The sequence below is a fragment of the ANME-2 cluster archaeon genome, from assembly GCA_014237145.1.
In the GTDB taxonomy this organism is placed as follows: Archaea; Halobacteriota; Methanosarcinia; order Methanosarcinales; family Methanocomedenaceae; genus Methanocomedens_A.
Genome location: JAAXOC010000104.1, coordinates 1 through 11,941, shown reverse-complemented (window position 1 = coordinate 11,941; position 11,941 = coordinate 1). Strand labels below are relative to the sequence as shown.

The 11,941-nt window shown below is 44.0% G+C and carries 11 protein-coding genes and 2 tRNA genes; 5 read left to right on the top strand and 8 right to left on the bottom strand.

Translation table 11 applies throughout. From position 1 onward, the window contains the following. Positions 1 to 340: 340 nt before the first annotated feature. Together HF974_14580 and HF974_14575 are read left to right on the top strand one after the other, a co-directional pair. Positions 341 to 1,111 carry an ATP-binding protein gene (locus HF974_14580; protein ID MBC2699526.1) on the top strand — a complete coding sequence of 257 codons (771 nt, stop codon included), beginning with the start codon at positions 341 to 343 and terminating at the stop codon, positions 1,109 to 1,111. Between the two features lie 132 nt (positions 1,112 to 1,243). Beyond that, positions 1,244 to 1,774 (top strand): formylmethanofuran dehydrogenase, encoded by a 531-nt coding sequence (locus tag HF974_14575; protein MBC2699525.1) that lies wholly within the window; start codon positions 1,244 to 1,246, stop codon positions 1,772 to 1,774. 92 nt (positions 1,775 to 1,866) lie between these two features. Here HF974_14575 and HF974_14570 read toward each other — a convergent pair. The 4 genes from HF974_14570 to HF974_14555 all read right to left on the bottom strand — a co-directional run bounded on the left by HF974_14570 (position 1,867) and on the right by HF974_14555 (position 6,016). Continuing rightward, a tRNA-Thr gene (locus HF974_14570) sits at positions 1,867 to 1,940 on the bottom strand. Positions 1,941 to 1,986: 46 nt separating this feature from the next. Next, positions 1,987 to 4,437 carry an ATP-dependent DNA helicase gene (locus HF974_14565; GenBank protein ID MBC2699524.1) on the bottom strand — a complete coding sequence of 817 codons (2,451 nt, stop codon included), beginning with the start codon at positions 4,435 to 4,437 and terminating at the stop codon, positions 1,987 to 1,989. A gap of 3 nt (positions 4,438 to 4,440) precedes the next feature. Then, a complete protein-coding gene (locus HF974_14560) occupies positions 4,441 to 4,719 on the bottom strand; it encodes a hypothetical protein (protein ID MBC2699523.1) in 279 nt (92 codons plus the stop codon). 229 nt (positions 4,720 to 4,948) lie between these two features. Continuing rightward, a complete protein-coding gene (locus tag HF974_14555; protein ID MBC2699522.1) occupies positions 4,949 to 6,016 on the bottom strand; it encodes a branched-chain amino acid aminotransferase in 1,068 nt (355 codons plus the stop codon). A gap of 275 nt (positions 6,017 to 6,291) precedes the next feature. On the opposite strand from HF974_14555, the gene HF974_14550 reads away from it, so the two are divergent. The 3 genes from HF974_14550 to hdrC all read left to right on the top strand — a co-directional run bounded on the left by HF974_14550 (position 6,292) and on the right by hdrC (position 8,509). Beyond that, positions 6,292 to 6,365: transfer RNA gene (locus tag HF974_14550), tRNA-Ile, on the top strand. A 214-nt stretch (positions 6,366 to 6,579) separates the two neighbouring features. Next, a complete protein-coding gene (locus HF974_14545) occupies positions 6,580 to 7,761 on the top strand; it encodes a radical SAM protein (GenBank protein MBC2699521.1) in 1,182 nt (393 codons plus the stop codon). 241 nt (positions 7,762 to 8,002) lie between these two features. Then, on the top strand, positions 8,003 to 8,509 hold the full coding sequence (gene hdrC, locus HF974_14540) for a CoB--CoM heterodisulfide reductase subunit C (protein MBC2699520.1): 507 nt from the start codon (positions 8,003 to 8,005) through the stop codon (positions 8,507 to 8,509). 275 nt (positions 8,510 to 8,784) lie between these two features. Here hdrC and ruvB read toward each other — a convergent pair whose 3' ends face one another. The 4 genes from ruvB to HF974_14520 are packed head-to-tail and all read right to left on the bottom strand — an operon-like array spanning position 8,785 to position 11,326. After that, positions 8,785 to 9,768 carry a Holliday junction branch migration DNA helicase RuvB gene (ruvB, locus tag HF974_14535; protein MBC2699519.1) on the bottom strand — a complete coding sequence of 328 codons (984 nt, stop codon included), beginning with the start codon at positions 9,766 to 9,768 and terminating at the stop codon, positions 8,785 to 8,787. Positions 9,769 to 9,770: 2 nt separating this feature from the next. Next, the gene (gene ruvA / locus HF974_14530) at positions 9,771 to 10,367 is read right to left on the bottom strand and encodes a Holliday junction branch migration protein RuvA (GenBank protein ID MBC2699518.1); all 597 of its coding nucleotides are present in this window, start codon (positions 10,365 to 10,367) and stop codon (positions 9,771 to 9,773) included. Between the two features lie 4 nt (positions 10,368 to 10,371). After that, on the bottom strand, positions 10,372 to 10,842 hold the full coding sequence (gene ruvC, locus HF974_14525) for a crossover junction endodeoxyribonuclease RuvC (protein MBC2699517.1): 471 nt from the start codon (positions 10,840 to 10,842) through the stop codon (positions 10,372 to 10,374). Positions 10,843 to 10,861: 19 nt separating this feature from the next. Further along, positions 10,862 to 11,326 (bottom strand): hypothetical protein, encoded by a 465-nt coding sequence (locus HF974_14520; GenBank protein MBC2699516.1) that lies wholly within the window; start codon positions 11,324 to 11,326, stop codon positions 10,862 to 10,864. Positions 11,327 to 11,941 lie beyond the last annotated feature (615 nt).

The window sequence follows — 11,941 nt, the reverse complement described above, 5'->3', positions numbered from 1 at the left end:
TAAAACGACTCCATCAATGAAAGAAGATATTCAAGATACTCCTTTAAATTGGGTAGATTTTTTAAAACCACATTATCAGACATAAAGTAGTACACTACCGAAAAATCGGTGCCATCAAATGAATAAGTCACCTCCTTGTCTTCCACGGTTTTGTTGGTTATTTTTACGATTTCATCCTTCTTCAGTTTAACAGTATACAGGCTGTCCAACAATTACTATCAATAATAAATTTCTTGCTTGTTTTTCGAAATAAAGGCTGAATTAGCCTTTTTTTCTCAAGATTTTGAATTGTTGGACAGGTTCTATAGAGATAACAAAACCTGCACTTGACTTTAATTCCATGAAAGAAACGAATTACCAGCTTTCTTTAAGGGAGAACGAGATACTTGGTTTTCTTTCACAATATTTAACAGTTGGTGGTTTTCCTGAATGGTTCGAGGTAAAGAATGAGGATGCATGGTTCAAGATATTGTCTGAGGAATACACAAGCCTGCTTCTATACAAGGATATTATAAAAGTGTTCAGTATACGTGACCCGCTTCTGCTTGAATCCATATTCAAGTTTGTGGCTACCCATTTAGGTGAAAGGTTCAGCTATCTGGGGATAGCAAAGGAGAATGATGGTGACAAAGAAACATCCAGGCATTATATTTTCCATCTTGCCCACGCACGCCTGATACATCTTTCAGGGTTCTACACAAAAAGCAGGAAAGCATCAGAACGAAAAGAAAAGAAAATCTTCTTTTGTGATGTAGGTCTTAAGAACTCATTTGGAAGGGTGCAGGATGTTGGTCATGATGCTGAAAATGTGGCGTTTTTGCATTACCTCATAGAAGGTTCAAAGGACCCGCTGGGAAAGTTATTCTACTGGTATGATAAGAACAAGAATGAAGTTGATATCGTAATGGATTATCAGTCAACACTGGTCCCTATCGAAGTGAAATACAGGAATTCTGTTGGTGTGAAAGACCTGAAAGGGCTTGTGAATTTTTGCAATAAATTCGATATACAAGATGCGTTTGTGGTAACAAAGACCATGTTGGATGAACAGTATGTCGGAGATGTAAGGATTGTATTTATTCCGCTATGGCTGTTTTTGCTTGCGTTTTAAAACCCGGGTTTTAGGTATCATCAATGTATTACCAATTATTAGGATTACGATACTTAGAATTATGAGTCTGTTTTTTAATGTATAGGAAACTCCACGAAACTTATTAACCCCATCGCAACCAATCCTACATCAATGACACAGCCCCATATTCCCCCAGACCTCAAACCCATCATCGATTTCCACGGCCACTTCTGTCCGGGCCTGGTACTTGGTTACCGCGCTGCAAAGGCAGGCATGAAACGAATTCATGCCATGCGCTCAGAGGATGAAGAATTAATAGCAATTGTGGAGAACAATTCCTGCGCAGTGGATGCCATACAGTACATGACCGGCTGCACCTTTGGTAAGGGCAATTTCTTTTTCAGGGATTACGGCAAGCATGTATATACCCTCGCACTCCGCCCCCTTGGTCGTGGTGTACGGGTAAGCCTGAAGGGCACTATGTTCGAAAAAGAGGACCGTGATGAGCGTATCGAGCAGATATTGAGCATAGATGAAAATGAGTTGTTCGACATACGGGACGTTACAATTGAACTGCCGATGCATGCCCGGATACATGAATCAGTGCCATGTTCCAGGTGTGGGGAGCCGGTGATGGAGACAAGGATCAAGGAAAAGGATGGAAAAGGTTACTGCATTCCATGTTTTAATGAAAAGTCCTGACTGGTCCTAAAAAATTGAAATGGGTTATTTGGAAGATATTATGTGGAAATTCAGCAGCATACGGTTGATAATGCAGGAAAAATAAGCGAACAAGCCGCCGGTGGGAATTGAACCCACGACCTACTGATTACGAATCAGTCGCTCTGCCAAGCTAAGCCACGACGGCAAAAAGTTACTGGGCGATTCACGCTAATATCTATTGTATCCATTATCTACTTATCGTTCTTTCTGATACGCTTTACTTCCACCTCACCTATGGAAGGCACATAACAGGCTTTTAGTCCCAGACGAGAAAAATCCTCATCAGTGAACATCTCCCTCAACTGCGTAGAATCCAGCCTATCCTCCTTTTTGAGTTGATTATTAATAGTGCCTAGATAGAATATCTCCTTTGACCTGGCAATCTTAGAAAGTATATTTAAAAGCCTGGTCTTTTTAATTTTACCAGTTGGTAAAATGGGTTCTTGCACCTCATTTTTGTCAGTTTCCACATTCAATAACCACTTTGTTTCCAGTGGAACCTCAGCACGCTTATGGTGCTTCACCCATTCAGCTATCAGTTGTGCACTTTCCCTGCCAGAACATACCTTCAATTCCCTGTCCATCCAATCAGGCAGATACTCCCGCACCCCCATCCCTCCCTTGCTCGCAAACCTAAAATCACACAGTACCAGCACTCCATCCTCATCTGCTGCACGATGTACCCTTCCTAGTGCCTGCAGTGCCCTGTTCATGGCAGGCAGGGTATAAGCTATGAACATCCCATGTTTATTCCCGTACTTGCTCTTGTAATACTCATTCACAGTCTTCTGTATCTCAGTATATGCAGTCAACGGCAGTCCGACCACCATAGCACCTTTTAAAGTCTCGCCCCGGTAGTCAATACCCTCACTCATCTTGCCGCCTGCCACCGCAAGCAATACACCTGGTTTTGTGGCACTCTTAAGCCCGGCCTGGAAGAACCTGGCCAGCACTGATGACACCTCTTTCGAGTCCCTGGGTTCAAGATATATCTGTTTGCCTGCTGCCTTTGCAACCGTGGTGCAGATATCAATGTACTGGTTCAGCAGATTATACGAAGTAAAGTAGACCACAACATTTCCGGGTACACCTGCAATAAACGCTTCCAGATGCTGCTGTATCTCAGTCACATTATCCCGGTCATCCCTTAGTGAACTCTGTGTGGTGGCCCTGCTTGCTGTCAGTACCAACCTGTTCTCAGGAGGGAACTGGTTTGGGAGTGTCATTATTGTTGTCCTGCCGTTTTTAGCAAAATAGTACAGCTCATATGCTTCAGGCGGCGAGAATGTACCAGATATCATTATAGTAGCATGGTGCTGGCCTACTACGCTCTCTATTTGCAGGCTGGGGTCAAGGTTGCGTATCTCCAGTGTGGTGGACGTGTATGTATTACCCCCCACCTGGCGTTTATCAGTATATTTCAGTGGCACGTAAGCCTCATCATTCTTTGCAAAGTTCAGCATGAACAGGAAGTCACCTACCTTTTGAAGGTGCATCTCTGAAGATTCTGATCCGCTTTCCTTCTGCCTGGCTATCACATCACCCAGGTTCATCAGTTCAGCCACCATCCTATCATCCTCACGCACCAGGCTTTCACCAAACACAAAATCCGAGAACATGTGCGGGTCGAACCACTCCTCTGATGATGTGCCTTTCTCGTTCATCTTTTCCATGAACTTCATTATCCTGGGCAGTATCTGCTCTGCCACAGCCAGGCTCTTGTTCAGGCCAGCCTTCCTTGCCTTCATCCTGGAAGATTCCACTTCTTTTATGGCTTTTTTAACAGAGAACTGGGACAGGACATCGCTGTTCACAGCCCGCACAGTATCTCCCAGGTTATGGGCCTCGTCTATAAGCAGGATGGTCTTTTCAGGATCCAGTCCCAGCCAGTTGTACATGGCATCCCTGTAGGTATCATCAAACACATGGTTGTAGTTCAGGATAACCACATCAGCATCTTCTGCCGATAATGCCATAGCTTCATAGGGACACATATCACCACAATGTTCGTCCAGTTCGTCCAGGTAAATAATATTGTCCCCGATGGCCCGGCCAACTTCCTGGGCATTCCTGGAACTGCGAAACTTAATTTCCCCATCTAAGAGATAAGCTTCTTTGGACAGCAAATAATATGGACAGCAGGAACGCTCTCCCTCCCTCTCATCCATTATCAATTCAAGCAGCGAATCATCCTTTGAAGGGTCATAGACCGTATCCTGCGACCTTCCAGCCAGATACATATATTCTTGCATCTTTGATTCCAGCAGTTGCCTGGTCATGATCTTTAGCAGATCACATCCCATGTAGACGCTGTCCATCTCATCCCTCAACTGGCAGGTCTTTGCCTTGCCGACCAGGTATGCAACCCTTGGACGCTTGTTGGTGTTCTGCCTTATCTTCTTTATCTCGTCAAGATAGATGGAAACCTGGCTAACAGTGCGCAGTACAACCACAATTTGTTGATCATTCCTGGCAGCAAGCAGAGCCGACAAAATACTGGTCTTCCCGCTGCCGGTGGGTGCATCCACCATAAATACGCTGTGCCCGCCGGTGCGTACTATTTCTGCCGCTGCCTCCAGCATTTCACGCTGGTGGGGCCTGTATTCGGGATAGGGGAACCAGCGGTCGATATCCTGGTCCAAAATTCAACACATCCCTACAAAATTTTTGAGCATCTGCATCCCGAGGCATATCCCACGCATTGGTTTTCCAGTTCCTGCTACCTCCGGCAAGTCGTCCTTGAGCGGGGCCAGGTTGTGCATGGCGTCCTGGAATACACCCACTCCTGGCAGCACCACGCCGTCTGCCCTGTGCATGGAGGCCGGGTCTGAAGATATGGTAACGGCTGCCCCGGCATGTTCAAGACCGCGGGTGACGCTGCGAAGGTTGCCTAAGCCGTAGTCGATGATCACGATGTCTGTCATGTGGTACCTGAAGGATTTGAGTATAAATAAATGTGAGGATTGGGAAGCCACGACAGCTTATATCCATAGAAGATAATCGTGTCGTGTGTGCTCAGCTACTGTTGTGCGACCTGGCAACAATAAAGATCCGACACATGGGTGTGGCAGCTACTAGATATCATAATTAAGGCGGTCAATGATTGATACTACCTGGTCAGTGGATATCGCTTGGTCAGTGGATACTGCCTGATCAGGGTATATTGTATATCCAGCCGTGAGTATCAGAAATCTCACCGTACTGGATGCCGGAGATCTCGTCGAACAGTCTCCTTGCTATTGGTCCTATCTGGCCTTCATTGATATTGATGTTGGTATCCCTGTACTGGATTTCATCAACCGGAGAGATAACGGCTGCGGTACCGGTACCGAATACTTCCTGCAACCGTCCCTCTTTTGAGGACTGGATGAGTTCATCGATCGAGATGCGCCGCTCACTAACCTTCATACCCCACGATTTTGTCAGGTCCAGTGCAGTATCCCGGGTGACGCCGGGCAGGATTGAACCTTCCAGTGGTGGTGTTATCACTTCATCATCTATAACAAAGAAGATGTTCATGGTGCCCACCTCGTCGATATATTTATGGTGCTCTCCATCGAGCCACAAGACCTGTGTGAAACCTTTCTCCTGTGCGATCCTGGCAGGGAGGAGGCTGGCTGCATAGTTACCTGCGGTCTTTGCTTCACCAACTCCACCTTTGACCGCTCTTACATATTCCTCAGGCACAAGCAGGCTGACCGGATTAAAGCCTTCTTTGTAATATGCACCTACGGGGGAGAGGATTATCATGAAGCGGTATGTTGAAGAGGGGTGGACGCCGAGGAAATTTTCTGTGCCGAACATAAAGGGGCGTATGTATAATGAATGTCCTGTGTCTTTTGGAATCCAGTCCCTTTCCAGTTTTACCAGTTCGTTCATGGCATCGAAGAACATGTCCTTATCGATGGTCGGCATGCACATCCTCTCATTGGACCTGTTCATCCTATCCAGGTTCTTTTCAGGCCTGAAGATGTTGATGCTACCATCTTTAACGTGAAAGGCTTTAAGGCCTTCAAATACAGCCTGGGCGTAATGCAGAGTGCACATAGCGGGTTCGAACTCTATCTTGCCATATGGTTCGATCCTTTGGTTGATCCATTCTCCGTTTTCATAATCCATACTGAACATATGGTCTGAAAAGACTTCACCAAAACCAAGATTTTCAAAATCAACTGAGTCGATCTTACTGGTTTTGGACTTTGTTATTTTAATATCAGACATGGTGATGCCCCTAATTATTTTAAATGTGTGATGGATTACCTATTGCTGATTAAACTAAATAAAGATAATGTAATGATGGGTTGGAATGTGGGTTGTGGTTGACATGGGTTAGAAGTTAGTGTTCTACGATACGGATCTATATGGATTAATCAATGGAATACCAACATCAAAATAGATTTGTCCAAATATATTACATCTGCAATCCAAACATTAAAATACAAAGGCGAACATCAGAATTCATCCTGTAAGCACCATGCAGCACCTAATTTTATTAAGGGCCCATAGCATAGCCAGGTGGTGCGCACGGCTGATAACCGTGAGGTCCGGCGTTCGAATCGCCGTGGGCCCATGCTTTTACTCTACTACTCAGGCATAGCTACTCAGCTACTCAGGCCAGTAGCGGGCCGCACACGTATGTAGCCCTACGGGCTACATACGTGGACTGGTTACATACGTTAGCCTCATGCGTGGACTGTTCTATATGTTGGTTACATACGTGGACTGGATGTTTTTAGAATCAATAACAAAGATTTATAGTCAATTCGGCTTATTAATTCAGCTATATGAATGAAGAGAAGATCAATATACTCACAATGCCGGGCCTGAGCGTGGACATGGAAACTGTCGGTGGTATGCGGCTTACGGCATCCGGGGCATTGGGTGCCGCCTGCGGGCCAGCCCTGAAACGCATCAATGAGCGGTTGCGGGATGAAAAGCCAGTCCTGGTGGATGGGGATATGGTGATTGCCTCCACATGGCTGCCGCCTATACCGGGTAAGGTGTTTAACAGGCTGATACGGGCAGAGGTGAGCTGTGCCATGGGTAAGTACGTGCCAGAGACAGTGTCTATTGAAATAACCAGGGAGTGCAAATGCAACTGTGAGCACTGCACGGTCAGCGAGGGCGAAGGCGAGATGACAACCGGGCAGATCAAGGCAATGATCGACCAGGCCCTGGACATGGGCGCATTCATCATCACATTTACAGAAGGCGACCCACTGCTTCGGGATGATATATTCGAACTGGTGGAATATGTGGACAAGGATAAGGCAATCGTCAACATTTTCACCCCTGGTACAGAGATGAAAACTGAAACAGCCGCCCGTCTTAAAGATGCAGGACTTCATAACCTGCTCATAAGTATTTACAGCACTGACCCTGCCAAACACGACCAGACACGGCGGCTGGAAGGCGCATATAATTGGGCTGTGAATGCCATAAGGATGGGACTGGATGCCGGACTGCTGGTCACTATGAACACCCACGCTTCGCCTGCGCGCATGCATGAACTGCCTGGTCTCTATGAACTGGCAGGTGAACTGGGTGTGCACGAGTTCAGCATCTGGGAGAGCGTGGCGAAACGCCTTGGCGACCCTGTGATCTCAGAAGAGAATAGAAAGGTGTTACTGGATATGCACAACACGCTTAACCAGCCAGGCCCTGGTCCCAGGGTATTCACAAGTTCCTTCTTTGAAGGCGAGATGCTGGGCTGCATGGCTGGAAGGCGCTGGGCTCATGTATGCGTGGACGGAGGAGTAAAGGCATGTCCATATATGCCTTTCGAGTTCGGGAATGCGCTGGAAGAAAACGGACTACGGGCTGCCTGGAAAGTTATCAGGTCACTTGAGGATTTCAAAGAGCGCAGGAACCTGTGCATGATGCAGGACCCAAAATTCCTTATCAACCTGGGTGCTATCCCTGAAGATTCGAAGTCAAAATACAGCTATAGGGGTATATTGAAGTAATCCGGATGTGAAGCCAGCAACATAATATTGTAGAGCCACCGATGACGAATTAGCTATTTTAGACTGAAACTCAAGTTTGAAAATTATTTTTTAACCTAAAATCACCCTCATACAACTGATTTTAATAAAGTCAGGGGTATGATTATATCACAAAAACTATATTATTTTCACAACAGATGTGGCGAAGGTATCGTAAAAAGATATGTAATAATGAGTCGTTCTTATTTATGAAAGTGGTCCTATGAGTACAGAACCTGCCAAATTGCTTGAAGAAGAGGGATTTAGTTATTTAACCTGCATACAGTGCGGGACATGTACAGGAAGCTGTCCCTCAGGACGCTATACCAGCCTGAACACCAGGCGGATAGTGCTGTCTGCAAGACGGAACAGGGATGTGTATCATGATAAAGACCTATGGATGTGTACCACCTGTTACCAGTGCCAGGAGCGGTGTCCCAGGGGTATCAGGATAGTGGACGGGATACTTACCCTGAGAGCAGAATCAGTTCACATGGGGCTGATGCTGCCTGATCATCGTAAGGTAGCCGGACTTATGATTGAAAAAGGCCATGCAGTGCCCATTAACGACAATGGTCGAGCGAAACGAAAAGAACTGGGAATGGATGAACTGCCAGAGACAGTTCATAAACATCCACAAGCCCTTGACCAGGTGAAAAAATTGCTTGAGGTTACAGGTTTTATGCAATTGGTCACGGATGAGGGTACTGAAGCTACAGTTGAAGGATAGTGAAACCTGTATCTTTGTTTCGGGATTGTATTATACTACTCCGTAAGTATAATTTGGAACTTTATATGACTGCCACAGAGCTCACAGAGAGAGGAGTTTGGGGCGGAAAAAGCATCTCGGTGTTCTCTGTGGCAGAAAGTTACAAAAAACATATACGGTTTAGTATATATCATACGATCTCTTTGTTCCGGGATTGTATCATACCATACCGGTCTCGTTGTTCCTGGCCTGTATCATACCAAACAGGTATCTTAATATTGAGAAGGTTACAAAACTTACTGGCTCAAATGCTCTTTTCCTGCCTGTGTGGTCTTCCTGCCCTGGGGAGTACGTTGAATGAATCCGACCTGGATAAGATACGGCTCATAAACATCTTCGATAGTCCTGACCTCTTCCCCAACTGAAATGGCAATTGTCTTCAAACCCACAGGACCACCCTCGAAATCATCTGCTATTACAGTAAGAATGCGCCTGTCAAGTTCATCCAGGCCCAGCTTGTCTATACCCAGCATAGTCAGTGCATCATCAGCAACATCCTTATTTATCGTTCCATCGGCCCTGACAACTGCAAAATCCCTTGCACGCCGCAGCAGCCTGTTAACAATTCTTGGCGTTCCACGGCCGCGTTTAGCAATTTCAATAATCCCGTCCCGGGTTATGGGAATGTGCAGGATAGAAGCACTTCGATGCACAACCTCTGCAAGTTCATCGATAGTGTAATGATTAAGCCTGAATGTTATTCCAAATCTATCCCTGAGCGGTGAACTCAAAAGTCCTATCTTTGTAGTTGCACCAATAAGAGTAAAATGTTCAAGGTTGAGTTTTATTGACCTGGCACTTGCCCCCTCGCCGATCATAACATCAATTTCCAGATCTTCCATTGCAGGATACAGTACTTCCTCAATAATTGAATTCATGCGGTGTATCTCATCAATAAACAGCACATCTCCCCGTTTTAGTGATGTAAGTATCGCAGCAAGATCTCCGGGCTTTTCCAGGATCGGGCCTGAAGTACTTTTTATACTAACTCCCATCTCATTTGCTATAATATATGCCAGTGTTGTTTTTCCAAGGCCTGGTGGTCCTGAAAATAAAATGTGGTCGAGTGGCTCACCTCGTTTTTTTGAGGCTTCTATAGCTATTTTTATGGATTCCCTGATGATATTTTGCCCTATAAACTCATCAAGTCTTGTGGGACGGATCGTAGTATCTTCCTGTTCCTGATCCAGTTCAGAAGTAGAGATTATTCTTTCTTCCATGATTATTCTTCAACTTCTTTTAATTTTAAAAGTGCTGCTTTAATTAATGCTTCGATCGTGGGTTCTTTTACACGGACAGATACAGCATCTACAGCTTCTTTAGCTTCTCTTTGTTGAAAACCCAATGATACAAGAGCACTTACTGCATCATAATTGACATTACTTGTGCCGGTGGGAACGAATCCTTCCATTTTCTTTTTCATCTTATCCTTTAATTCCAGTATTAATCTCTTAGCATTTTTCTTGCCAATTCCTGAAATACTGGTAAGGACTTTTTCATCCTCATTGATTATTGCACTGGCGAAATCTTCTATTTTTATATCTGAAAGGATTTTCATTGCTATCTGGGGCCCGACTCCTGAAACGTTAATTATTAATTTGAACATCCCAAGTTCAGATGTATTCATGAATCCATAGAGGTTGAGCGCATCCTCCCTGACATTTAGATGGGTATGAAGTTTTACTTTTGCGTTTCCTTTTTCTTTAAGTTCCTGCAATGCCGGTTGTGGAACATTAACATGATATCCGATACCCCCGACATCAATTATTACAAAACCTTCACCACATTGCGCAATTTCGCCACATAAATGTGAGATCATATCATTATCTCATTATATGTATATGACATAAAGCAATCGAAAGACCATCAGCAGCATCATCAGGCCGGGGCAGTTCGTCCAGGCCCAGAAGACTTTTTATCATTTCCTGCATCTGTCGTTTGTCAGCGCGTCCGGTACCTGTTATTGCCTGCTTGATCTGGGCAGGTGTATATTCAAATACAGGTATTTGTTTTTGTTGTGCTGCAAGTAATATTACCCCTCTTGCTTCACTTACCCTCATTGCAGATGTGACATTTTTATTGAAAAAAAGTTTTTCAATAGCGACTGTTTTCGGATCGTACTTTTCAAACAGTGCATTGGTCTCATTATAGATGTCCAGTAGGCGCTCTGGTGTTTGTTTAGTAGCAGATGTTCGAATACAACCATAGCTTATGGGAATGATCTTTTCGTCTTTTTTTTGTATAACTCCAAAACCAACAGTAGCAAGTCCGGGATCGATTCCGACAATGATCATGGTAATTTCACAGCGTTTATCAGCTTTCGTATTCGTCGATATAATCTGAAATCTCTTTATCGGTTTGAGGCAAATTACCTTCAAAAAATGTCTTTATCCATTGCAAATATCCGATTCTACTTGGGCTCCTGTGTTGGTTCACAAGTTTGATTAAATATTTAACACATGAAATGATCTCCTCATAAGTATAACTCCTTTCCCCATCAATTTTGTTTAACACCAGCAAAGCTTTCACCGATTTTGAAATTTCATCAGCTAGCGAGCCTTTCTTCTGTCCATCAAAATCCTTTTTAAGTTTATGATATGCAGATAACACCGTTTTATCCTTAAGGGCTGGTTTTTTCTGCCAGAAATTTAAAACTATGTATTCTATACTGAAAAAGATTTCAGAATATTCAGCGATATCCTCAATAATAACTTTTTCTTTACTGTTTTCGACCAGTTCTGCTAATGGTCGATTTACATCAGCCTCTGTGATCTCCATATATTTTTATCATTCGCATGTTCTATAAATAGATTCGTACTTACGTCGCGAGACTTTTTAATTTCTTCTGATCTTTTGAACAATAAAGAACCGCAGATGAACGCAGATTTCGCATGCATTATCCGCGTTCGTATATACACTATTCTTGCAAGAGCAACAAAAAAAGTATCTTGCAGCCTACTATAAAGGTAGGTCGATAGGTATAACACGCACCGCGTTTGGGATACGTTCCCGTGTATTAACCTGTTACCCCCTCATCCTTTTCATACACGAATAAGTACGTTTTGGACATATAAATAAATATGTACCACATATAACTCGCGAACTTGTGTAAAAGGATAAAAGAAAGAGGATGTTTCTCTCTCGGCCTTAAAATTTTAATGACAAATTAGGAGGTCGAAATATGAACAAGAACATTTTATTTTCGAAATCATTAAACAATTCTGTAGCATCATCTGTACTTCTTCCTCCTTCATGATGACTGATAAACAATTTTGTATCACTTTCCATTGCTGTTACCTGAGTTTGAAAGATAAACCTATCTACTAACTGTTGAACTTATTTATATCCTCTGTTGCTAGCGTTTTCCCACGTTTTGCTCATTTTACATTGTTG